The sequence below is a fragment of the Cohnella lupini genome, from assembly GCF_003386205.1.
Lineage (GTDB): Bacteria > Bacillota > Bacilli > Paenibacillales > Paenibacillaceae > Cohnella > Cohnella lupini.
In genome coordinates, this window is the sequence record NZ_QRDY01000001.1 from 343,704 (window position 1) to 366,411 (window position 22,708).

The following is a 22,708-nucleotide window of genomic DNA, read 5'->3' on the forward strand; positions in this document are numbered from 1 at the left end:
ATTAATGCTCTAAACATAAATGTTTTGGAATATAAATCTCGGCGCAATTGATTTCCAAAGGAGGATGGCTGTGAGAAATGTCATTAAAAAAAATGCTGTAAAAATGTTTTCTGAAGATAGAATTGATTCAGTTATGATAAAATTCTCTAAATTAAAATTGGTTTTAAACTACTATTGTATTTTTATTATTTCGAAATCTAAATTTATTACAGGTGTCTACTACCTTTTCTCAGGTGAATTTAAAAGAGAGCAATATTCTGTAATTATTGGAAAACGAGTTCATATGGAAGACTTAATGAGAAAAAGAAATAATTATTATTTACTTAGGCGAAATACTCATAGGATAGAAAAAGGATTATTGATGATGCCTCGTAAAGATATATTTGCAACCAGATTTATTACAGAAACTATGAACAGCTTTATATTTTTACTAAATCAAAATGATTCTGAAATCAACAATAATCCGCAGTTCAAATGGACCTTCGATGTTTTAGATAAGTACTTTAAAGTAACTGCCGACAATATCATTATTAATAAAGAAAGAGAAAGATTTAATAAAATGACAACTGATCTACAACCAACTGAACAGAAGAAATATGTTCCCTATAAGAGAGATTTAAATAAACAAAAAGTAATATCTATAAATCAATTCAAGGAACTATCCGAAATAAGGAGGTCTGTTAGGTTTTTTAAACAAATTAACGTACCGAGAAAAAAAATAGATAATGCAATTGAAATTGGATTACTATCCCCAAGTGCGTGTAATAGACAGCCTTTTAGGTATCAGGTATTTGATGATCCAGTTCTAGTTAAGAAAATCGGAAGAATACCCTCTGGAACAAATGGCTTTTATCATAATATACCAATGTTAATTGCAGTAATAGGTGATCTCTCCGCATATCCAAATGAATGTGACAGGCATCTAATTTATATAGACGCAGCACTATCTGCGATGCCATTCATGTATGCATTAGAAGTTCAAGGATTAAGTTCTTGCCCCTTAAATTGGCCGGATATTGAGGAGAAAGAGAAAGAATTAGATAAAATATTATCATTAGATAAATATGAACGTGTGATTTTATTTATTGCAGTTGGTTATCCAGATGAGGAAGCTGAGGTTGCGTATTCAATGAAGAGAGAACTAAAAGAAATGCGAACATTTAATCTTTGATTTGTCAGCTTGAATTTATTTCAACGGAGGAATCATCCATATGTTTATTGAGTTAAGAGGAGCTAATTTTGTTAATAAAGGTGCAGAATTAATGTTACGGGCTGCAATTGAACAATTAACTATAAGAGGTAGTTCAAATGAAATTGGAGTGAACTTAAGATGTGGTTCTTTTAGTCAGAGAAAATCGGCAAACCTTAAACATTTAATGTGGATAGACTCTAATAAGCATCCTTTCATTGGAAAAGTTGCAAATGTAATCGGGACCATTATTCCAGCTGGTATTAGGAAATATAATAGATTAATTCTAAAATCAGAGGTAAAAACCATATTAGATATCTCAGGATTTTCTTACAGTGATCAATGGGGAACGGAAAGCTGTACAACTATGGCTAAACTAACTTCCAACTGGAGAAAAGAAGGAAAAAAGATTATTTTAATGCCGCAGGCATTTGGACCATTTAATAAAAAGGAGTCACAAGATGCATTTAAGGAAATAATTGAGAATGTAGATTTAATTTTTGCTCGTGATTCAGTTTCATTAGAATACATAAAAAAACTTGCTCCGAACGCACAAAACATTAGGGAATACCCAGATTTTACTAACTTACTAATTGGGAAGAAACCTTTTTATTTTGATGAAGCACAAATGGAATCATGTATTATCCCAAATTACAGAATGTTGGATAAAGCAAAAAAAGATATAAAAGATCATTATTTAAACTTTTTGATTACGTGCATTAAATATTTGATTGATAAGAAATTAAACCCCTTTATTTTAGTACATGAATCTGATCGTGATTATGAACTTGTTTTAGAAATAGAGAAGAAGATCAATAAAAAGATAAGGGTTATAAGAGAAGATGACCCCGTACTAATAAAAGGAATTATCGGAAATTCAAAGCTGGTGATTGGTTCTAGATTTCATGGTTTAGTCAGTGCATTATCGCAAGGTGTTCCGAGTCTTGCAACTGGTTGGAGCCATAAATATAATATGTTATTTAAGGATTACGGAGTTGAAAATTATATTTTACATAATCTTAGTTCTGAAAAGGATATTATAGATAAGTTAGATTTATTTACAAATTATTCAAACCAACTTGAGATTAGGAATACTCTTAACTTCCATAAAGACCATCAAATAAATCTTACTAATCAAATGTGGGATGAAGTTTTAAAATACATATAGCAAGAGGGTTTCCAACAATGATTGTATCTGTAATTTGCACTGTTAGAAATGGTGAGTCAATAATTGGCCAAACAATAGAAAGTATAATGAACCAATCTTTTCAGAATTGGGAGATGGTTGTCGTTGACGATGGATCCGATGATAATACATTAGAAATATTGAAAAACTATCATGCTAAAGATAGTCGAATTAATTATATATCGTCAATAAAAGTAGGTAGAGCAAAAGCTCTTAATATTGCAATAAATTCGTGTAACGGTGAATTTATTGCAAATATTGATTGTGATGATCCTAGTCATCCCAATAGATTGGAGTTTCAATTAAAGGCTTTTGAACACTTTCCCAAAAGCTCTCTTATCACTACAAAATTTCATATAATCCTTGATAAACAATTAATTAACTGGGATATGGTTCAGTATAACCGTGAAATAACTGATATAACACAAAGCTTAATTTACGGTAACTCAATCAATCATAGTTCTATAATGATTAAGAAGAATGCATTATTGTACGTTGGTGGCTACAATGAGAAATTACAAAAACAATTAGATTATGATTTATGGCTAAGATTGGTTAAAAAAGGAATTTGCATTCATCAGTTAAATGTGGCTCTCGCTACGAAGAGAATTCATAAAGATCAGTCATTTGAAAACAAAAATAGATTACGATATCTATTTTCATCTTTGAATGTTCAAAAAGATTCAATTATTTTCTTAAAGGGAGGGATTAATTCATGGATCCTGCTTTTCTCAAGAATGTTTTGGGGAATAATGCCTCAAAAAATAAGATTAGTTATTCGAGGATGGATAAAAAAATAATATGAATAGACATCATATTTGGTTTTTATTATTTCTATTGATGGCTATAGTAGCGCCAAAGATTTCATTAAGTTGGATTGTTGGGGGAAATAATAGTTTATCTTTAGGTATCATTGGTCTGCTTGGTTGGTTAATATTTACTAAAAGAGGTCAAATTAAAGTAGTTGAAAGTAATCAGAAATACTTATTAAAAATTATATTATGTATAGGGCTTTATTGTTTGACAATTTCAGTTTTCACATTAAATATTGTATCTATTTTGTATTCGATTCAATATTTTATGTATATATTCTTGAGCTTATTGGTATATAGAAGGTACTTAAATGAAATTGTAATTAGTCAAATTGGAATGAATACTTTAGTAAACATATTATTAGTGGTTGGGTTCATTTCGGCGTTAGGTGTATTCCTCTCACTTGCTGTTGGTCCGATTTATGCCTCACAAGTAGGAGCCTATACTATTCATTGGAATGGATTAAATTTAACAAGAGGAGTAGGCTTTTACTCCTCAGCAAATTTTGCTGGTACATTTCAAATGATATTCAGTTTAGTAGGAATCTTTCTACAAAAATACGCAACACTTCGATATAAAAAGTTGATTACTTTCCTCATTATTGTTTCCCTATTATTAACTTTTTCAAGAAGTGCTATTTTTTCATTTATTATTGCTTTTTGTTTTGTTTATGGAATTCGATTGTTTTCTGGACTTCTAAACAATAATTTGAAGCTCAAATTAAAAAGTGCATTAATACTTATCCTAGTTATAAATATCTTTGTAATCTTCGTAATCAGTTTGTATCTAAATAAAAATAGTGTTATTTTACAAGGATTTTTTGGCGAACAATTTAGCAACGATTTACTTTCGAGAACTGAAAAATGGAATTCTGGATGGTCTATGTGGTTAGAAATGTCAAAAACACAAGAAGTTTTAGGTGTTGGATTTAGAAATAGTATGCAAATTAACCCTATAACTGGTGCATGGATGACTCCCCATAATTTCTATATTGCTTTTTTAATCGAGTTCGGATTGATTGGCCTAGCTCTATACTTAATCATCATTATTTCAATGTTTTTAAGAACATGTCTAAATATATACAATAAGTTTGAGCAAATGAATAAATTTATTTTAGGAACGTTTATAGCATTGATGATTCAAAATTACTCAGAATTATTCCTATATGATCCTGTGTTAGTTTCAATATTAATATTAGTAATTTACTTTTCAATTTATCAGAAACATCTAAAACTCGGTAATTGACACAGCAATATTCAATATTTTTTATAGTTTTCATTCAACAACCAAATAAGAGACAGGATTGGTGAATAATGAACATATCGATAGTAGGTGCTGGCTATGTGGGGCTTGTAACTGGAGTATCGTTAGCGGAAATTGGTCATAATGTGGTTTGTATAGATACAAATAAGGAAAAAATTGAAATGTTGAAAATCTTTAAGTCTCCGATTTATGAACCAGAACTAGAGGAACTGATAAGTAAGAATGTAAAAGAGGGAAGGCTTTCATTTACCCATAGTTATGAGGAAGGCTTTAATAATTCAAATGTCATTTTTATCGCAGTTGGTACTCCATCTAAAGAAAATGGAAAAGCTGATTTGTCTGCAATAGAAAATGTTGCATCACATATTTCAAATTTTATTAAAAGTAATGTGATCGTAGTTATAAAAAGTACTGTACCTGTAGGAACAAATGAATACATAAAAGAATTATTGGATAAAACAAATAATTCTAGATTCACTATTGATATTGTTTCTAATCCAGAATTTTTACGTGAAGGATCCGCGATAAACGATATATTTAACGGCGATAGAATTATTATTGGTGCTGAAAATAATAAAGCATCAAGGGTGGTGGAAGAGCTATATAAACCATTTAATATCCCGATCTTTACAACATCTATTAGAAGTGCAGAGATGATAAAATATGCTTCTAATGCATTTTTAGCAACAAAAATTAGTTTTATTAATGAAATATCAAATCTATGTGAAAAATTAGGAGCAAACATTGATGATGTTGCAATAGGAATGGGGAAAGATAAACGAATAGGAAATTCATTTCTTAATGCTGGGATTGGTTATGGGGGTTCTTGCTTTCCCAAAGATACTAGCGCATTAGTTCAGATAGCTGGAAATGTGGATCATAATTTTATGTTATTAAAATCAGTTATTGAAGTAAATAAAAAACAACAAATGAGCTTAATCGAAAAAGCAAAGAAAAGATTTACTTCATTAAAGGATTTGAAAATTGCATTACTGGGGCTTTCTTTTAAACCAAATACTGATGATATAAGAGATGCAGCATCGATTGTCATATCTGAAGAACTCTTAAATCTTGGAGCAACAGTAACAGCATATGATCCAGTTGCGACTAAACAAGCAAAAAAGATTTTAAATAAAAATATTTATTTTACAGATTCCATCGAAGATGCAATAAAAAAAGCAAATTGTGTTTTTATATTAACTGAGTGGGAGGAAATAAAAAAATTTGATTTGAGTAAATTAACAGAATTAATGATAGAACCAATTGTTTTTGACGGTAGAAATTGTTTTACGATTAATCAAGTTTCTGCTCATATTATTGAATATCATTCAATGGGTAAAGAATCAGTAATAAATCTTAATTGAAAAAGAAGTGGTCTTGCATTGTTTACTAAATAAAATTTAGAAGGAATGTTGAGTTATTAATGGAGAATAAACGAAAATTCTCGTGGAAACGATTGCTAATTTGGTCATTAGCTTTGATAGTTGTACTAGGAATTTCTGGTATTATCGCCGCGAATTATGCTGTAAACAAAGTAATAGATTCTATGGCTAATAATCTAGTTTTAGAAGAGATTACAGAACCGATTGAGACCGAACAAAGTGTCATACCCACTGGTACTAATGAATCTAGCAGTCCGGTTGTTTCAGAAGAAGTTCCAATGTCGACTTCGTCAGTTCAACCTGACAATAACGAGCCTATTCAATCAGCAGAAAACACTCCGGAGCAGCAACCCTCTACACCTGGAAAGGCTGAAATCAATGACACAGACAAAGCAGGCGTTTACAATCCTGAAGTGTCTGTGAAAAAGGCTAATGACATCAAGGATAAAGTAACAGTATCCGAGAAAGTAGACGTCACATCTATCCTTATGGGCAATTTGTCCCTCTCAGATATTAAGTTGATTCAAGAACTTGCAGGTGGTGGAATGACCAGGGACGAAAAGCGAGAAGCCCGCAAGGTCCTATTGGACAAGCTATCACCGGAAGAATACAATACTCTCTCTAAAATTGCGAAGAAGTATGGAGTAAGTCAGGGGAAAACATATGATCAAGCCGAAGAAGAAGAGTCGAAAGCTTCTCAATAACCAGATAGTAGCTTTGTGTGCCATTATCGTCATGGTCATGACGGCGACAGCCTGTTTTTCCGACAAAACATCGGAGAGCATCCAATCGCCAACTCCCTCAGCAAGCTCAACAGCGACGGATCCCATCATGGATTCTCAAGAGCCAAGTGAAACGAGTGAAATTGGAATTGTCACAGAGAACACAGACAGCCCAGAAGAATCAACGAACACAACACCGAGTGCCACTCCAACACCCACGCCTCCAATTGAAACCAATGAAGTAACGCAACCCCAGACTTCTCCAAGCAACAGTAACACCGCAGAGCCTCAAGAAACGACAGTTGTTTTATCGGAAGATGAAATAGCTCTTAAGCTTAAGATCGATACTAAGTTCGAAAATGAAATTAGCAGCTTACGTAATGAATGCAAGGCGAAGAGTGACGGCCTTATTCAAGATATGGTCGAAGAGCTGACTAGCAATGAAGAGGCAACTCTGGTGACATTGCAAGCGAAGTTTCTTGGCAAGCTTATAACGGCAGAGTCGGGGTGCGATAGTAGCTTCAAGGCTCTTGTTACGGATGCGACGGATGAATATGAAGAGGCGGGAATCCCGGTATCGGAATTGCCAGCGTGGGAGAGTCAGTATAGCAAGCAAAAGTCTGCGGTTAGGGCATCGGCAATATCCAAGTTGGCCGCCGCTCTTAAATAATTTACTTACGATGAAGGAGACAACGATCAAATGAAAGCGTTACATAGGAATAAAACAATGTTAGCCCTATTCACACTTGCGTTCGCGTTACTATTCCAAGCAAGTGTAGTTTCTGCTGCTTCTACCGATAACTTGAAAGTATCATCGCAAGAGGTGCAACTGGTCTTCGACGGTAAAATCTTGATTATTCCCGAAGGACAATATGTATTCAATATCAAGGGGACGAATTATGTTCCTCTTAGATTTTTCTCCTATGCCTTACTCAAGAAAGTGAGTTGGGACGGGAAGACGAGCACAGTAAGCGTCACGGAGCCTACTAAGCAACAAGCTATGGTACTCAAAGAATATCTAGTTAATGCATTAGGACAAGAGGGTCAATTCTCCTCGAAGAGTGGGACTAAGAACATAGTATCTCCGGTGGAAGCTACTTTCAGCTTCGATGGCAAAGTAAAGTCGCTTCCTGTGGGTCAATCGGCCTACTCGTTGGGCGGTTCGATTTACGTTCCTGTTCGATTCATGTCGGAATCCGTGAACATGGATATTAAATGGGCAGCAGGAGGTAAGATTCTAGCGGAATCAGCGGCCTACAAGCTTGAACAAGCGGGAGAAAACGAGACGGTTGATCCGGCTGAAGGAACGCCAGAGCCAACAGGTCCGACGGCTAAACCAACCTACGAATCTATTACTGCGAGCGCGAAAGCATCGCTGGATTCCTTAGAGCAGAGCTATAAGAGTCAGCTTATGCCGCTAGGCTTGCAGTTAATTGATGAGACTGACCCTGATACGATCAATCAGTTAACTATTCAGATTAATGGAATCATTAGCCAATGTACGGAGCAGTTCAATACAATTATCTCTCAAACGGAGAATTTGCTAACGGCTAATGGTTATAACACATCGGTTATATCTGAATATCGTCAGAAGTTCCAGGATGAGATGGATGGCGGTAGAGAATTACTGGATCAATTGACGTAGTTGTAAAATAGTAGAGCATTTGAACTGATTATTTGATGAAAAATGTTCCTGCCTATGCTAGTATTGGTACATTAGAACCATTTAAGCGAGGTTGGTGCGCATGTCGATAGAACTACGAGTCGCACATTGTCCCGGTTGCGGGAACGTTTTTCAGAAAAATTCTCGGAATCTTTGCGCGAGTTGCGCATCGGTCGCGGATGATCAATTAAATACGATCGAACGCTTCTTATTACGCAATCGATTCGCTAATACGGATGAGACGGCCGCTGCGACTATGCTCCCTCCCGAGAAGATTCGTTCGTGGATCAGACAGGGCAAGATCAAGTTGTTTGATTACCCGAATTTATCGGATGAATGCGACCTATGTCGCGCCGCTATTCGCAGAGGACACATTTGCGGTGCCTGCACGATTAGGATCAACGACGATCTTACCCGCACTCTCGAACGGGAGAGAGTCATGAAGGAACGCCTACGCGTCGCTAATAGCTATATTTCCAAAAATTAATAGAAATAGATTATGACGAACACAGATGCCGTCCATGGGATGCCCCAAGCTCCCAGTGAGACGGCTTTTTTCTATGCTTGTAACTGCACCTCCTCCGTCTGAAGACTGAGGAAATAAGCGTACCGTAGACCGTTCAGCTATCCGGAAGGCTGAGTTACAATAGGGTTAGTTATGTAGAACTGGTAAATGAAGGAGAGGAATTCATGTCCATCTTAGAAGTAAAAGGGTTGCGCAAATCGTTCGGGACGGTGAAGGCGGTCGAAGAAATCAGCTTCTCCGTGGAAGCCGGGGAAGTGTTTACGATTATCGGACCCAACGGGGCGGGGAAAACGACGACGCTGGAGATGATCGAGGGTCTCCAAACTCCGGACTCCGGAACGGTGACGATCGACGGGCTGACGTGGGCCAAGAATTCGGATCAAATCAAATACCGAATCGGCGTGCAGCCTCAATCCAGCGCGATGTTCGAGCTGTTGACCGTAGAAGAGAACCTGGATCTGTTCGCCTCGTTCTATCCGCGATCGAAGCAAGCCTCGGAAGTGCTGGAGATGATCAATCTGACCAATCACCGCGGCAAAAGAGTAAAATCTCTATCCGGAGGGCAACGGCAGAGGTTGGCCATCGGGCTCGCGATGATTAGCGATCCTCAGATCATTTTCCTAGACGAGCCGACTACTGGCTTAGATCCGCAAGCGCGGCGGAATATTTGGGATATTGTACTTAAGCTGAAGGAGCTCGGAAAAACAACGATACTAACGACGCACTATATGGAAGAAGCCGAGAAGCTTAGCGACCGGGTTTGCATTGTGGATCAAGGTCGCATTGTCTCGCTGGATACGCCAGCGGCGCTAATAGATCGCTTGACGAAGGAACGGGAGGTTCGTCTTCATTTTCAAGACGGGGAAAATGCAGCCATCGACACGGAAGAGGTTGCGAAGGAGATGTCGACAGTCGTGCGTACGGCAAGAGAGGGCCAGGCGTTAAAACTATGGTCGATACAGCCGGAGGAAACGCTGTACGGCGTATTCGGGTTCACGAAGGAACGCGGATATCGAGTGGAGCAGGTTTCCATCCGCGAGATGAGCTTAGAGGATGTTTTCATCGCCTTTACGGGGAAAGAGTGGAGGGATTAGAGTGAGCAACGGAAAGCAGCTAAGGAAGCTGTTCGGCGCGCAGATGAAGATGATGTTTCGCGAGAAGCAGGTCTGGTTCTGGAGTCTATTTTTCCCTATTATTCTTATGGTCCTCTTTATGGTTATTTTCGGAGGGGGCGGTAGCGGCGGCGAGTTCAAAGCCAGCATCGCAGTTGTGAAGTCGAATGCCAACGCAACCTCGGATATGCTGGAAAACCAATTAAGGCAAGTGACCGTATTCGAATGGAAGTCGGAGCAACCGGTCGATAAGGAGAAGGCGGATACTTGGATTAAAGACGAGGATGTAGATGCCGTCATCATTCTTCCCGCCAGCGAGGACATTAAGCTACTGGAGCTCGTCGTGAACAAGGAAAACGAGCAAAGCACGACGACTCAAGCGATCAGGGGGATTCTGGATCAATTCGTGCAACAAACGAATTATGCCGTAGCCGGCGTGGAGCCTACCTTCAAGGTCGAAATGCAATCGGTGTCTAATGGAAGCGAAGATTTAAGCTACGTTGATTTTCTGCTTACGGGTATGATCGCGTTATCCGTGGCCCAGGGCGGTTTGTTCGGAATGGTGGATATGGTCGAGATGCGGAGGAAGGGTCTGCTCAAGCGGTTGAAAATGACACCGGTCAAAATGGGGCTGTTCGGCATCGGCGGAATGATGGTTCGTTTTGTTCTCGGCGTTATACAAATTGTGTTTCTGACCGTCATCGGGGTGTTCGGGTTCGGCGCGAATTTGCACTTGGATGTCTCGACGCTGGTCGTCGCTTTCTTCATAGGCACTCTTGCATTTAACGCGCTGGGCTACTTATTCTCGTCGTTTAGCAAGTCGATCGAAGCCTATATGGGAATGGCCAACATCGCTAGCTTCTTGATGATGTTCCTTAGCGGCATCTTCTTCCCGACGGAAGGGTTTCCGGACTGGCTGCAGCCCGTCTCGCACGTATTGCCTCTCACCTACTTCGTGAACGGGATGCGTGACGGAATGGTATACGGCAGCGGAATCGCGACCGGTGAGTTCTGGGAGGGTATCGCCATCTTAGGCGCTTGGGGAATCGTCGCTTTCGGTATCGGTTTGCTTATCTATCGAAAAGGAAAAGCAGAAGTCAGGTAACCATTCGCACATTATATTTGAAAATGAAGCTGCCCAATCGCCCTTTACAGGTGGTTGGACAGCTTTTCGTTGCCGTGACTACATTTCTGATCGAAAGGGATAGTGGCCGTAGGATATGGAAAATGGGTTACAAACAAACGACGACTCTGGACCTGACGAGCGAAGCCGCCGTAGCGATCTATATTTATAGCTTAGCCAGCCATTGACGAATCGCATCGTTCGGAAGATCTTTTTCCGTCGGCACGGGAACCGGCGAATCCGATAGCTTGTACTTCAGTTTCAGGCTTAGAATTCGCCTTACACTCTCGTCGATACGGGTTTCCGTAATCCTTCCGTTCTTAACGGAGTCGAGCAGCTTATCGTATACTTTTTTCTCCACGTCGTAACCGTGCGCGACTAGGATGATGTCGGTTCCGGCTTCGACGGACAGAACCGCCGCATCTTCGATTCCGTAATGCTCGGCGATGGCGCCCATCGTCATATCGTCAGTGATCACTACTCCGTCGTAACCTAACGTATCCCGCAGCTGTTCTCCGATAATGACCTTGGAGAAGGAAGCCGGCGCGTCCGGATCGATCTTCGGGAACAAAATATGCGCGACCATGACGGCATCCGCCTTCTCGTCGATCGCGGCTTGGAAAGGCACCCATTCCATTTTCTTGAGTTGCTCGGTCGTCTTATTGACGACGGGCAGATCCAGATGCGAGTCGACCGAAGTATCGCCGTGTCCGGGAAAATGCTTAACGACGGCAACGGTGCCGCCATCCCGCAATCCGTTCATGACCGCGATTCCCATCTTCGTGACGGTGTTGGCATCTTTACCGAATGAACGGGTTCCGATAACCGGATTGTTCGGATTGCTGTTAACGTCAAGCACGGGAGCGAAATCGACGTTGAAGCCCATCAGATTCATTTCGCGCGAAAGTAAGCTGCCCATTTCCTCGGCGAGTTCGGCGTTACCCGTTAGCCCAACCTTGGCCGCATCCGGCATGGCAACGAAATCTTTTGGAAGACGGCTAACTTTGCCTCCTTCTTGATCGACGCTCATGAATAAGGGAGCGGGGTTTCCGTGATTGGCTTGCTTCAAGTCGTTAACCAGGCCGACCGATCCCGACAAATCGGAAAAATTGTTCTTGTACAAAATAATGCCGCCGACGTGTTGTTCGGCAATCATCTTCTTCATCGAAGAATCTATCGACGTGCCGTCGATGCCGGCGAGAATCATTTGGCCGATCTTTTGCTCTAACGTCATTTCGTCGATAACGGCGCTTATTTCATCTTCTTCCGCGGGAGAAGGGGAAACCGGGGGCGAAGAAGGAGAAGCAACGGAGTCCGTCGGCTCGCCGGAAGAGGAGGGTGACGAGGATTCCGAAACCGTCGGCGTTGGCGCGGGCGTAGACGAGGAGTCGGAATCTTTACCGCCATTTCCGCAACCTAAGGCGAGCAACAGAATCAAGCTCATGCCCACAACCGCTAAGTATCGTATAACGCAATTTTTCATCGTAGTTATCCTCCCTGTAAGCAAAAGGCTCCCGCACTCCCCGATTTCGGGGTGCAGGAGCTCTTTCTTTTGTTATACCTCGAACGAGCTCTTCAACGATACGATTCGGTTAAACACCGGACGTCCGGCCGCGGAATCCTTAGGATCTACGTTGAAGTAGCCATGACGGAAAAATTGGAACTTATCTCCCCCGGTTGAATCCTTCATCCCTTGCTCGACGAAGCCTTCGAGCACTTCAAGCGAATTCGGGTTCAGATGATCGAGGAACGATTGGCCTTCTTCATCGGCTTCGTTCGATATTAGCGGCTCGTACAAACGGAATTGAGCGGCAACGGCATGCGAGGCTTCGACCCAGTGAATCGTTCCTTTGACCTTGCGGCCGGTAAAGCCGGAACCGCTCTTCGTCTCGGGATCGTACGTGCAGCGAAGCTCGATCGCGTTGCCTTCCGAATCGTGCACGACTTCCTCGCACTTGATGAAGTAGGCATGTTTCAAGCGAACTTCGTTGCCGGGAAACAAGCGGAAATATTTCGGCGGCGGATTGTCCATGAAATCGTCTTGTTCGATATAGATTTCCCTGGAAAACGGAATTTGACGATGCCCCATCTCCGGATTCTCGGAGTTATTCTCGGCATCCAGCCATTCCACTTGTCCTTCGGGATAATTGGTGATGACGACTTTCAGCGGCTGCAGAACGGCCATCGTCCTAAGCGCCTTAAGCTTGAGATCTTCCCGGATAAAATGCTCGAGCATCCGTTCGTCGACGATTCCGTAGCTCTTCGCGACTCCGATCTCGCGGCAGAACGTACGAATCGCTTCGGGTGTATATCCTTTGCGGCGCAAGCCGGAGATGGTCGGCATGCGCGGATCGTCCCAACCGTCCACCGCTTTTTCGTCCACGAGCTGTTTCAGCTTTCTTTTGCTCATGACGGTGTTGGTCAGATTTAGCCTCGCGAACTCGTATTGGTGGGGGACCCACTTCATCTCGCACTCGCGAACGACCCAATCGTAGAACGGACGTTGGTCTTCGAATTCCAACGTGCAGATCGAATGGGTAACGCCTTCGATGGCATCCTCGAGCGGATGCGCGTAAGCGTACATCGGGTAGATGCACCATTGATCGCCCGTATTATGATGGTGCGCGTGCAATACACGGTAGATAATCGGATCGCGCAGATTGACGTTAGGCGAGTTCATGTCGATCTTGGCTCTCAGAACCTTCTGGCCATCGGAGAACTCTCCGTTTTTCATGCGGGCGAACAGATCCAGGTTTTCCTCGACGGAACGGTTCCGATAAGGACTTTCCCGACCGGGCGCGGTTAACGTTCCCCGGGTCTCGCGAATTTGATCGGGGGTTTGATCGTCGACGAACGCTAGTCCTTTGCGAATAAGCACGAGCGCGCGCTCGTACATCTCTCCGAAATAATCGGAAGCGAAGAACAGGCCGTCCCACTGAAAGCCCAACCACTTTACGTCTTCCTTGATGGACTCCACGTATTCCACGTCTTCCTTAACGGGATTCGTATCGTCGAAGCGCAAATTCGTTCTTCCCTTGAATTCGGCCGCAAGCTCGAAATTCAGGCAAATCGACTTGGCGTGTCCGATATGCAGATAACCGTTCGGTTCCGGAGGGAAGCGGGTAACGACTTCCTTGACTTTGCCGGAAGCGATATCCTCGGTCACGATGTTTTTGATGAAATTCGATGACGGCGTCTTAGTTTCCATACGGACCAACCTTCCTCACAATAAAAAGTATATCCTCTAATAATACACAAAAAAGCGTGCTCTTATAAAGGGCTGAGCGAAAAAATGGTGAAATGTCGGACGTTGTCGCCATCGAATGGCTATATTAAGGCGGATTTCTCTTAAAAAAATGATAAAGGTTTAATTTTATCGTAACTTTTCTTAGTAAAGGCTCGTTATAATCAATGAGAGTTTAGAAATTCGTGCGAGCCTCTCGTCACGGAGATAAGAATCGATGCAGCCGCCCTTGGCGTCGCGGAATCGATGATAAAGAATAGGGAGGAAATGGCATGCTGTCATGGATGGGCCGAAGTTCCACGGCGGAGAAAACCGGCGATCTAGAGCAAGCTCTGCCTGCGGATACGGAAACGGTAGCCCCGATCGCGGCGTCCGTAGCGGAGCCGTTGCTAACCGTTCGCAACGTGGAACGATCTTTCGACGTCGGCAGCCAGAAAATCCGGGTGTTGAAAGGAATCAATTTAAGCCTGTATCCGCAACAATTGATCATGCTTAGAGGACGTTCCGGCTCCGGCAAAACTACGTTAATGAATCTAATGGGAGGGCTCGACACCCCCACCGAAGGAGAAATCCACTTCAAAGGACGCCCGTTCCATACTTGGAATGACGATAAGCGCACGGAGGTGCGCCGCAAGGATATCGGGTTTATTTTCCAAGCGTATGCCTTGATGCCCATGTTGTCCGCTTACGAGAATGTCGAATTATCGCTTCGCATGGCGAAAACGCCAAGGTCCGAATGGAAAGCCCGGGTTACCGCTTGCTTGGATCTCGTAGGTTTGTCCAAGCGGATGCATCATCGCCCGTTCGAGCTGTCCGGGGGAGAACAACAACGGGTGGCCATTGCCAAAGCGATTGCCCATAAGCCCAGCTTATTGCTGGCGGATGAGCCGACGGCGGAATTGGACAGTCAAATGGCCGCGCAAGTCATGCAGGTCTTCAAGGAAATCGTCAAAAGCGAGAACGTTACGATCTGCATGACCACTCACGATCCTACAATTATGGAGGTAGCAGACCATGTCTATGAAATGGTGGACGGCATATTCGTCGGCGAATGAATCCATGCCGGCCAAAAGAAGAAACCGCAAGAGGGCCGGATTGCTGGCGGTACTATCCCTATCGATCGCGATAACGGGATGCAGCATGCTTCCGAGCGAGCCCGAAGAAGAAGATTTATCCGGAATCCAGCTTCCGCAAATTTCCGAGAAACCGAAATACGACGTGACGACCAAGACGCTGGAAACGACGGCGCAAGGCTCGGGTAAAATCATGTCCACTCAAGAGAAGCAATTATATTTTACCCTAGACGGCAAAAGGCTTAAGAAGCTATACATACAGACCGGGGACAAGGTCGAAACGGGACAAACCATCGGCGAACTGGACGTCGACGACATGAAGAAGACGTTGCGAAGCCAGAATTTAGCCTTCCGGAAAACCGAGCTGACGATGAAAGAAACGTTGCGCAAGAAGGATGAGATGGACCCGATCGAGTTCGAACAAGCGCTGCTCTCCTTCGAAGAGGCGAAACAAGCTCTTACAGATGCCCAAGAGGATATCGACAAAGCGGTTCTCACCTCGCCGTTCTCCGGCACCGTCGTCTCGGTCGCGGTACAGGAAGGCGCTCAGATCAAAGCTTACGATACCATAGTCACCATCGCCAATCCGAGCAGCTTGATCGTAGCGGCTAGCTTATCCAAGGAAGATCTGGAGAGAATCGCTCTCGGAATGGAAGTTCTGGTCGACATCAACAACGCAGGGCAAGTAAAAGGAACGATCAAGCAATTCCCGGTTCCGGCCGATCCTCAGAACGGCGGTAACGGCGGGGGCAACGGGCAAGGCGGAGGCAACGTCGAGAGCATCAGCAATTATTTGCTGATCGACGTGAAGGATTTGCCTAAGACGGTAACGCGCGGAACGCCTTTATCCGTTACGGTTATCGTAAACCGGAAGGAAAACGCGGTAGTCATTCCATTGGCTGCGCTTCGGACGATCGGCGCCAGGACTTACGTGCAAGTCGTCGAAGCCGACGGCAGCAAACGGGAGGTGGACGTCGAGGTTGGGCAACAAACGTCTACGGATGCGGAAATCTTGAACGGATTGACGCCTGGACAGAAAGTCGTAGGTCGGTAATCGATGAACGCACTCATTCGGTTTCTCTTTCGCAAAATGTGGAACACGCGCTGGATGACTTTAAGCACGCTTGCGGGACTGTTCGTGGCCGTCGCCTTTACGACGAGTATCCCGATGTACGCTGACGGAGCGCTTAAGCGGGTCGTAACGCAATCCTTGCAGGATAACAGCAACGGCTTGCCCGCCGGTGCGATGTTGATCCGTTATCAATCGACCGATGGAAAAACCGATATGGCGGGCTTTAACGACGTCGATAAGTATATTCGGGAAGACGTAGCCAATGGCATCGGATTTCCGTTGGAGGTTAGTCAACGCAGCTTGACTCTGCGGGCGGCAGAGGTGTCTCCGGAGGATCCGAAGACCGTGGACGCCAGCCGGACGCGCAAGCTGACGCTAGCCGCGTTCAGCGGCTTGAAGGATCAAACGGAGCTGGCCGGAGGGAAGTGGTTCTCCGATCGCGCGGAATCCGACGGAACGCTTCAAGCGGTCATGATGGAAGAAGCGATGTTCCGCAACGATCTTCATGTCGGAGACGTTCTGTTATATCCGATATCCGGAGGATTGGATTTAACGCTCCGGGTTCAGATCGTCGGCTCCTTCAAGGCCGTCGACGAAAGCAGCGCTTATTGGTATCAAGGCCTCGAAGGCCTCATGAATAATATGTACATCGCGGATTCCGCGTTTCTCGAGGATTTGAACGGCGAGTTGAAAATTCCGATTCAGATGGCGGGATGGTTCTCCGCCTTCGATCTAAGAGAGATCAAGACGAGTCAGCTGTCTCCCTTGTCGAGCAAGCTGAACCGCGTGGATATCGAAGTGTACAAAAGGTTAAAGGATACGCATCTGGAGCTCTCCTTCGCCGATATGCTCGCCGATTTCCGCCGACAAAGCATTCAACTTCAGACGCTGTTGTTCACGTTGGCCGCACCGATGATCGCAATGGTGTTCTACTTCATCACGATGAACACTCAGCAGGCGCTTGAGAAACAGCGATCGGATATCGCGGTTATCAGAAGCCGCGGAGCGAGCACGAGGCAGGTTTTCATGCTCTTCCTGTTAGAGAGTATGCTGCTAGGCATCGTCGCTCTGATACTCGGACCGTTATTCGGCTGGTTCATGGCGAAGAGCATCGGCTCCGCCAGCGGCTTCCTCGAATTCGTCGACCGGAAAGCCATACCCGTCGGCTTCTCGACGGACGGCGTATTAGCGGGCGTCGCGGCGGTCGTAGTCGCGATCTGCGCGACGGTTATCCCCGCGCTCGTGTTCACCCGGACCTCTATCGTCGATTATAAGAGGCAGATGGCTCGGGGCAATCGGCAGCCGTTCTGGCAAAAATGGTTTTTGGACGTCGCGTTGCTCGGCGTTGCCGGCTACGGTTGGTACATGTTCAACGAGCGCCAAATGGTCTCGTTCCAAACGGGAATGACGACCGACCAGTTAAACGTGCAGCCGTTCTTGTTTTTCGTACCGGCGCTAAGCATCTTCGCCGCCGGGCTAGTTTTCCTCAGATTGTTCCCGCTTCTATTGAAGCTGTTCAACTTTATGGGGAAAAGAATATTGCCGGTTCCCTTTTACTTGACGCTTACCCAGCTGTCGCGGTCATCTAAATCCTATTATCCGCTAATGATTCTTCTTATATTGACGCTCGGCCTAGGGGTATATAATTCTTCCGCGGCCCGCACGATAGGATTGAATTCGGAAGAACGGATCATGTACAAATACGGTTCCGACGTTATCGTGAAAACCGTTTGGGAAGGTCAAGCGGAGTTTCAGCAGCCGTCCCAATCGCAAGGCGGAGGTAGCGGAGGCGGTTCCGGGGGCGGAAGCGGAGGCGGTGGAGGCGGCGGAACTCGTCCGACGCCGACCAAAATCAATTATAACGAGCCGCCGTTCGAAGTATTCCGCACGTTGCCTGGCGTCGATTACGCTGCCAGAGTGTTACAAACCCAGAGCAGCATAACGATTTCCGGTAAAACCGCCGGCCAAGCGACGATCATGGGGATCGACAATGTCGATTTCGCCCGCGTCGGGTGGTTGCGCAAGGATATGTACGAAGTTAATCCTTATAAATATTTAGCTTGGCTGGGGCAGGTTCCCGAGGGTGCGTTCATTTCCTCCAACGTGGCGAAGAAATTCGATCTCAAGCGAGGCGATCGAGTCGAAACGACCATTCAGGAGCAGAAGATGGAATTCATCATCTTGGACACCATTCCTTATTGGCCGAGTCAATATCCGGATGAAACTCCTTTCCTGATCGCAAACTTGGATTATATCTATGATCAAGTACCGATGATTCCTTACGATGTTTGGTTGAAAATGGAGCCGGACGCCAAAACGGCGCCGATTATTCCCGTGTTGCAAGACAAGGGAATAGAAATCGCCTCCATTGACGATATGAGGAGCGAGCTCATTACTCAGGGCAAGCATCCCGCAAGAGGAGGAGTTTTCGGAATTCTGAGCCTAGGCTTCTTGGTAACGATAATCGTTTCCTTGTCCGGATACATTCTCTTCTGGTTTTTCAACCTGTCGAGGAGGGTTGTGCAGATCGGCATATTGCGGGCGATGGGATTATCCCGCAAGCAGTTAACCGGCATGCTCCTATTGGAGCAAGTGTTTACCGCCGGATTGTCGATCGGCCTCGGAATCGGAATCGGGAAGCTCACGAGTATCCTGTTCCTTCCGTTCCTGCAAACGACGGATAACTCCGCGAACCAAGTTCCGCCTTTCCACGTCGTGTTCGATTCCAGCGATACGATGAGGCTGTACGCGGTCGTCGCGGTGATGATGAGCATCGGCGTCGCGCTTCTCATTACTCATATTAGGCGCTTAAAGGTTCATCAAGCCGTGAAGCTGGGAGAGGAGCGATAATCCATGATTCAATGCGAAGGTCTCGTCAAGATTTACAAAGCCGACGATCTGGAGGTCGTTGCTCTCCAAGGACTTAATTTGTCCGTCAAGCCCGGAGAAATGATGGCCATTATCGGCAACAGCGGCAGCGGTAAATCGACTCTTCTTAACATATTGGGAGGACTCGACCGCCCATCCGCGGGCCAGGTTCAGGTCGGACCTTGGAATTTGCTCAAGGTAGACGATAAGGATCTGGTGAAATACAAACGCGATACCGTAGGCTTCATCTGGCAGAACAACGCGAGGAATTTGCTGCCCTTCTTGACCGCTCTCGAGAACGTCGAAATGCCGATGATGTTCTCCGGGAAGCTTGACCGGGCGTACGCGAAGCAGCTGCTGGACTGGGTAGGACTGAAAGAACGCATGCACAACAAGCTTCAGCAGCTGTCGGGCGGAGAGCAGCAGCGGGTCGCGATCGCGATCTCGCTGGCAAACAAGCCGCAGCTCCTGCTGGCCGACGAACCGACGGGTTCCGTCGATTCTCGGACGTCGGACGTCATTATGGATATTTTCCGCAGGTTTAACCGGGAACTTGGGCTTACGATCGTCATCGTTACGCATGACTTGTCGTTAGCCGGCAAGGTGGATAGGGTCGTCGCGATTCGCGACGGCTTGACGAGCACGGAGTTCATCAAACGCAATCCTAATCTTGATCTCTCGAAACCTCTGTCCGAAGGACAGTCGGCAGAAGAGATTCATGAAGCGTTCGTCGTCGTGGACCGGGTCGGACGGTTGCAAATTCCGAAGGAATATCTCAAGGCGTTAACGATCGGCGACAAAGCGACAATGGAATTCGACGGCGACAAGATCGTCATTACTAAACCGAAATCAATCGAGGGGGATCAGCCCGAATGAACAAGAAGACGAAACTAACGCGCAAGTGGATCATGTCCGGCCTTACTCTATCTTTATTAGTACCGACCCTTGCGGCGTGCAACACGAACAAACAAGAAGATTCGGATAGCGTGCGTACGCTTCGCATCGGAACGATGTACGGAAGCAAGCAGGATGAACAGTATTTCCGCCAGCAATTCACGGACATGTTCGAGTTCACCCATTCCAACATCGAGATCGAGGTCGTCCCGGCGATCGATTACTCGGAAATGCAATTCGGAGACCAGACGGAGCAAGCTCAAGTGGATCCGTTGAAGAAAATCAAAGACATCATGACCGGATCGAATCCGGTAGATGTTATGATCATCAACGACCTAAGCATGCTCGGGACTTTGGTGAACGAGAACTTGCTGAAGCAACTCGATCCGATGTTGAAGGAAGACGAGATCGACATCAACGAATTCGTTCCGACGGTCATTGACGGGATTAAGGAAGAAGGGAACGGTTTCCTCTACGGCCTTACGCCGACGTACACGCCTTCCGCGCTTTACTACAACAAGAAAATATTCAGCAAAGCCGGAGTCGAATTACCGACGGACGGAATGAGCTGGGATCAAGTGTTCAATTTGGCTAAGCGGTTGAAGTCCGGAACAGGCAAGGATTCCGTATTCGGCTTTTCGTTCAACCAATGGGGCGCCGGCGACAATTATTGGGACGTACAGAACTTCGCGGCTCCGCTGCAGCTTAGAATGTACGACGAGAAAGCCGAAACGATGACCGTTAACACTCCGCAATGGGAAGCGATCTGGAAGTCGGCAACCGATCTATACAAAGACCACGTCACGCCGCATCAAGACGATATGCAATACGGTCCTACGGACGGTGGTATGGGGGCCGGCAAGGAAGTCTACAATCCGTTCCAAGGACAATTGTTCATGAACGGCAAGGTCGCCATGACGGTTGGCGATTATGGCTTGATTAACCAGATTCAACAATTGAACGACAATAGCGAGAAGCTCAAAATGGATCCTCTGGAGTGGGATGTCGTATCCATGCCGTATCATGTAGGCAAAGAAGGCATCGGCGGCAGCATTTATCTGAACCAGCTTTCCGGAATCAATGCGAACGCGGCCAATTCCGAAGACGCTTGGGAGTTCGTTAAGTTCATGAACGGCAAGGAATGGGCGAAGCTTAAAGCCCGCAGCACCTATGAGTTATCCGCGCGCAAGGAATACGTGAAGCCGCGCGATGGAATGACCTACAACGTAGAAGCGTTCACGAAGATGAAGCCTGCTCCGCAATTGAATTCTTCGTTGAAAGATCAAGAACTGCTTCGCAACGCACCGAACTTGAATTTGATTTCGGAGCTAGGAACCAAATATTACGCAGAGGTCATCGAAGGCAAGAAAACGGTCAAAGAAGCTTTAACGGAATGGGAAACGAAGGGTAACGATCTCCTTCAGAAAATCAAAACCAATCCGAAAGGCGCGATCGAGGGCTATGGCGAAACTGGCGGTGGCGGCGTAGTTAGGCCGCTGTAAGCCGTGCTAATGGAAGCAGCTGTAGAAAGCTGACAATAGCTTAAGATCGAAGCGATCCTCATTAAATGGGGGATCGCTTTTTTTTCTATTTCATTACAGAAACAAGGGGTGTCGGAGATTCAAAATAACAAAAGCCGCGCATGCTATGATCATCATCAAGATTCTACATTTCGGAGGGAACGACATGAAGTGGATTTATTGGTCGAGATTGTACGACAGCAAATTTCAAGCAGGCTGCCTCGTTCAGCGCATGGAGCATGACAGCTGGGTGTTCGGAGTGGAGGTCCCGCAAGAGATCGAAGTGTTCCGGTCCAAAAAAGGCAAGTATGGCGTTCGGTACTTGCCTTAAGCGCCGTCTTGGCAATGACTGTCCTCTTATGCTAAGCTGAAGGCTAGGAATAAGGACGGGGGAATCAACATGCGTAGAATGCCGTTATCCGCGGACACGGCCGTTAAGCTGGCGGAATACATGAAGGTGCCGCTCGAGCACTTGATGCATATGCCTCAGCATATTTTGCTGCAGAAGCTCGGCGAAATGGCGAAGGCGCAAACCGAAGAGCCGATCAAGGAATCGTCGGCGGAATCGCAGGAAAAAAAGGAATAAAGTTCTTGACGTTGGAGTGTGCGATGTAGTATATTATTACTTGTCGCCAATAAAGGCAACATGGAAAAAATGACGCGGGGTGGAGCAGCCCGGTAGCTCGTCGGGCTCATAACCCGAAGGCCGCAGGTTCAAATCCTGCCCCCGCAACCAACCTTTTCTCTGGACCGAGACGGGGGCCTTTAGCTCAGTTGGTTAGAGCGGTCGGCTCATAACCGATTGGTCGGGGGTTCGAGTCCCTCAAGGCCCACCAAGTAAATTTAACGCTAGGCCAAGTAATAGTTTTAGACGATTGAACATGAGTGACCTTCATCGTTCCGTATGCCGGGATGGCGGAATTGGCAGACGCACAGGACTTAAAATCCTGCGGTAGGTGACTACCGTACCGGTTCGACCCCGGTTCTCGGCACCACTACATAACTAATGAAACGAGAAGCTCCCCGACTAGAGGAGCTTCTTTTGCTATAATAAAGAA

Annotated in this window: 19 protein-coding genes and 3 tRNA genes; 20 read left to right on the plus strand and 2 right to left on the minus strand. The window is 45.3% G+C overall.

What is annotated here, in order from left to right:
- Positions 1–70 precede the first annotated feature (70 nt).
- From DFP95_RS01530 to DFP95_RS01580, 10 genes are all read left to right on the plus strand, one after another.
- The gene (locus DFP95_RS01530; protein ID WP_181907210.1) at positions 71–1,171 is read left to right on the plus strand and encodes a nitroreductase family protein; all 1,101 of its coding nucleotides are present in this window, start codon (positions 71–73) and stop codon (positions 1,169–1,171) included.
- A gap of 40 nt (positions 1,172–1,211) precedes the next feature.
- Complete coding sequence (locus DFP95_RS01535; protein WP_115990796.1) at positions 1,212–2,357, plus strand: polysaccharide pyruvyl transferase family protein; 1,146 nt, start codon at positions 1,212–1,214, stop codon at positions 2,355–2,357.
- Positions 2,358–2,374: 17 nt separating this feature from the next.
- Complete coding sequence (locus DFP95_RS01540; RefSeq protein ID WP_115990797.1) at positions 2,375–3,175, plus strand: glycosyltransferase family 2 protein; 801 nt, start codon at positions 2,375–2,377, stop codon at positions 3,173–3,175.
- A 1-nt stretch (position 3,176) separates the two neighbouring features.
- Positions 3,177–4,433 carry an O-antigen ligase family protein gene (locus DFP95_RS01545; RefSeq protein WP_115990798.1) on the plus strand — a complete coding sequence of 419 codons (1,257 nt, stop codon included), beginning with the start codon at positions 3,177–3,179 and terminating at the stop codon, positions 4,431–4,433.
- A gap of 68 nt (positions 4,434–4,501) precedes the next feature.
- Entirely contained in the window at positions 4,502–5,815 is a 1,314-nt protein-coding gene (locus tag DFP95_RS01550; protein WP_115990799.1) for a UDP-glucose dehydrogenase family protein, read from the plus strand.
- A gap of 59 nt (positions 5,816–5,874) precedes the next feature.
- Positions 5,875–6,537 (plus strand): hypothetical protein, encoded by a 663-nt coding sequence (locus DFP95_RS01555; protein WP_115990800.1) that lies wholly within the window; start codon positions 5,875–5,877, stop codon positions 6,535–6,537.
- A complete protein-coding gene (locus DFP95_RS01560; RefSeq protein WP_115990801.1) occupies positions 6,497–7,225 on the plus strand; it encodes a hypothetical protein in 729 nt (242 codons plus the stop codon). The genes DFP95_RS01555 and DFP95_RS01560 overlap by 41 nt, the downstream gene beginning before the upstream one ends.
- Before the next feature lie 30 nt (positions 7,226–7,255).
- Positions 7,256–8,200 carry a copper amine oxidase N-terminal domain-containing protein gene (locus tag DFP95_RS01565; RefSeq protein WP_115990802.1) on the plus strand — a complete coding sequence of 315 codons (945 nt, stop codon included), beginning with the start codon at positions 7,256–7,258 and terminating at the stop codon, positions 8,198–8,200.
- A gap of 708 nt (positions 8,201–8,908) precedes the next feature.
- Positions 8,909–9,838 carry an ABC transporter ATP-binding protein gene (locus tag DFP95_RS01575; protein WP_115990804.1) on the plus strand — a complete coding sequence of 310 codons (930 nt, stop codon included), beginning with the start codon at positions 8,909–8,911 and terminating at the stop codon, positions 9,836–9,838.
- Position 9,839: 1 nt separating this feature from the next.
- A complete protein-coding gene (locus DFP95_RS01580) occupies positions 9,840–10,961 on the plus strand; it encodes an ABC transporter permease (protein ID WP_245987286.1) in 1,122 nt (373 codons plus the stop codon).
- 184 nt (positions 10,962–11,145) lie between these two features.
- On the opposite strand, the gene nagZ is transcribed toward DFP95_RS01580, so the two are convergent.
- Both nagZ and DFP95_RS01590 read right to left on the minus strand, forming a co-directional pair.
- Entirely contained in the window at positions 11,146–12,462 is a 1,317-nt protein-coding gene (gene nagZ, locus DFP95_RS01585) for a beta-N-acetylhexosaminidase (RefSeq protein WP_115990806.1), read from the minus strand.
- A 72-nt stretch (positions 12,463–12,534) separates the two neighbouring features.
- On the minus strand, positions 12,535–14,187 hold the full coding sequence (locus DFP95_RS01590) for a glutamine--tRNA ligase/YqeY domain fusion protein (RefSeq protein WP_115990807.1): 1,653 nt from the start codon (positions 14,185–14,187) through the stop codon (positions 12,535–12,537).
- Between the two features lie 308 nt (positions 14,188–14,495).
- Here DFP95_RS01590 and DFP95_RS01595 point away from each other — a divergent pair, with 308 nt between their 5' ends.
- The 10 genes from DFP95_RS01595 (at position 14,496) to DFP95_RS01640 (ending at position 22,645) form a co-directional block, all read left to right on the plus strand.
- Entirely contained in the window at positions 14,496–15,278 is a 783-nt protein-coding gene (locus DFP95_RS01595; RefSeq protein ID WP_115990808.1) for an ABC transporter ATP-binding protein, read from the plus strand.
- Positions 15,238–16,350, plus strand: coding sequence for an efflux RND transporter periplasmic adaptor subunit (locus DFP95_RS01600; RefSeq protein WP_181907211.1), 1,113 nt, complete (start codon positions 15,238–15,240; stop codon positions 16,348–16,350). Before DFP95_RS01595 ends, DFP95_RS01600 begins: the two co-directional genes overlap by 41 nt.
- A gap of 3 nt (positions 16,351–16,353) precedes the next feature.
- Positions 16,354–19,218 (plus strand): ABC transporter permease, encoded by a 2,865-nt coding sequence (locus DFP95_RS01605; RefSeq protein WP_115990809.1) that lies wholly within the window; start codon positions 16,354–16,356, stop codon positions 19,216–19,218.
- 3 nt (positions 19,219–19,221) lie between these two features.
- Complete coding sequence (locus DFP95_RS01610; protein ID WP_115990810.1) at positions 19,222–20,112, plus strand: ABC transporter ATP-binding protein; 891 nt, start codon at positions 19,222–19,224, stop codon at positions 20,110–20,112.
- Positions 20,109–21,632, plus strand: coding sequence for an ABC transporter substrate-binding protein (locus DFP95_RS01615; protein WP_115990811.1), 1,524 nt, complete (start codon positions 20,109–20,111; stop codon positions 21,630–21,632). Before DFP95_RS01610 ends, DFP95_RS01615 begins: the two co-directional genes overlap by 4 nt.
- A gap of 184 nt (positions 21,633–21,816) precedes the next feature.
- Positions 21,817–21,981, plus strand: coding sequence for a hypothetical protein (locus tag DFP95_RS28755; RefSeq protein WP_181907212.1), 165 nt, complete (start codon positions 21,817–21,819; stop codon positions 21,979–21,981).
- Positions 21,982–22,050: 69 nt separating this feature from the next.
- Positions 22,051–22,236 (plus strand): YycC family protein, encoded by a 186-nt coding sequence (locus tag DFP95_RS01625; RefSeq protein ID WP_115990813.1) that lies wholly within the window; start codon positions 22,051–22,053, stop codon positions 22,234–22,236.
- A 73-nt stretch (positions 22,237–22,309) separates the two neighbouring features.
- Positions 22,310–22,386, plus strand: a tRNA-Met gene (locus DFP95_RS01630).
- A gap of 23 nt (positions 22,387–22,409) precedes the next feature.
- Positions 22,410–22,486: transfer RNA gene (locus DFP95_RS01635), tRNA-Ile, on the plus strand.
- A gap of 70 nt (positions 22,487–22,556) precedes the next feature.
- Positions 22,557–22,645: transfer RNA gene (locus DFP95_RS01640), tRNA-Leu, on the plus strand.
- Positions 22,646–22,708: the final 63 nt, after the last annotated feature.

What these genes read in the sequence shown, in the direction of transcription:
- DFP95_RS01535 (WP_115990796.1), top strand. Translation starts at nt 1,212, where the DNA reads ATGTTTATTGAGTTAAGAGGAGCTAATTTTGTTAATAAAGGTGCAGAA.
- DFP95_RS01540 (WP_115990797.1), top strand. Translation starts at nt 2,375, where the DNA reads ATGATTGTATCTGTAATTTGCACTGTTAGAAATGGTGAGTCAATAATT.
- DFP95_RS01545 (WP_115990798.1), top strand. Translation starts at nt 3,177, where the DNA reads ATGAATAGACATCATATTTGGTTTTTATTATTTCTATTGATGGCTATA.
- DFP95_RS01550 (WP_115990799.1), top strand. Translation starts at nt 4,502, where the DNA reads ATGAACATATCGATAGTAGGTGCTGGCTATGTGGGGCTTGTAACTGGA.
- DFP95_RS01555 (WP_115990800.1), top strand. Translation starts at nt 5,875, where the DNA reads ATGGAGAATAAACGAAAATTCTCGTGGAAACGATTGCTAATTTGGTCA.
- DFP95_RS01560 (WP_115990801.1), top strand. Translation starts at nt 6,497, where the DNA reads ATGATCAAGCCGAAGAAGAAGAGTCGAAAGCTTCTCAATAACCAGATA.
- DFP95_RS01565 (WP_115990802.1), top strand. Translation starts at nt 7,256, where the DNA reads ATGAAAGCGTTACATAGGAATAAAACAATGTTAGCCCTATTCACACTT.
- DFP95_RS01575 (WP_115990804.1), top strand. Translation starts at nt 8,909, where the DNA reads ATGTCCATCTTAGAAGTAAAAGGGTTGCGCAAATCGTTCGGGACGGTG.
- nagZ (WP_115990806.1), bottom strand. Translation starts at nt 12,462, where the DNA reads ATGAAAAATTGCGTTATACGATACTTAGCGGTTGTGGGCATGAGCTTG.
- DFP95_RS01590 (WP_115990807.1), bottom strand. Translation starts at nt 14,187, where the DNA reads ATGGAAACTAAGACGCCGTCATCGAATTTCATCAAAAACATCGTGACC.
- DFP95_RS01595 (WP_115990808.1), top strand. Translation starts at nt 14,496, where the DNA reads ATGCTGTCATGGATGGGCCGAAGTTCCACGGCGGAGAAAACCGGCGAT.
- DFP95_RS01600 (WP_181907211.1), top strand. Translation starts at nt 15,238, where the DNA reads ATGTCTATGAAATGGTGGACGGCATATTCGTCGGCGAATGAATCCATG.
- DFP95_RS01605 (WP_115990809.1), top strand. Translation starts at nt 16,354, where the DNA reads ATGAACGCACTCATTCGGTTTCTCTTTCGCAAAATGTGGAACACGCGC.
- DFP95_RS01610 (WP_115990810.1), top strand. Translation starts at nt 19,222, where the DNA reads ATGATTCAATGCGAAGGTCTCGTCAAGATTTACAAAGCCGACGATCTG.
- DFP95_RS01615 (WP_115990811.1), top strand. Translation starts at nt 20,109, where the DNA reads ATGAACAAGAAGACGAAACTAACGCGCAAGTGGATCATGTCCGGCCTT.
- DFP95_RS28755 (WP_181907212.1), top strand. Translation starts at nt 21,817, where the DNA reads ATGAAGTGGATTTATTGGTCGAGATTGTACGACAGCAAATTTCAAGCA.
- DFP95_RS01625 (WP_115990813.1), top strand. Translation starts at nt 22,051, where the DNA reads ATGCGTAGAATGCCGTTATCCGCGGACACGGCCGTTAAGCTGGCGGAA.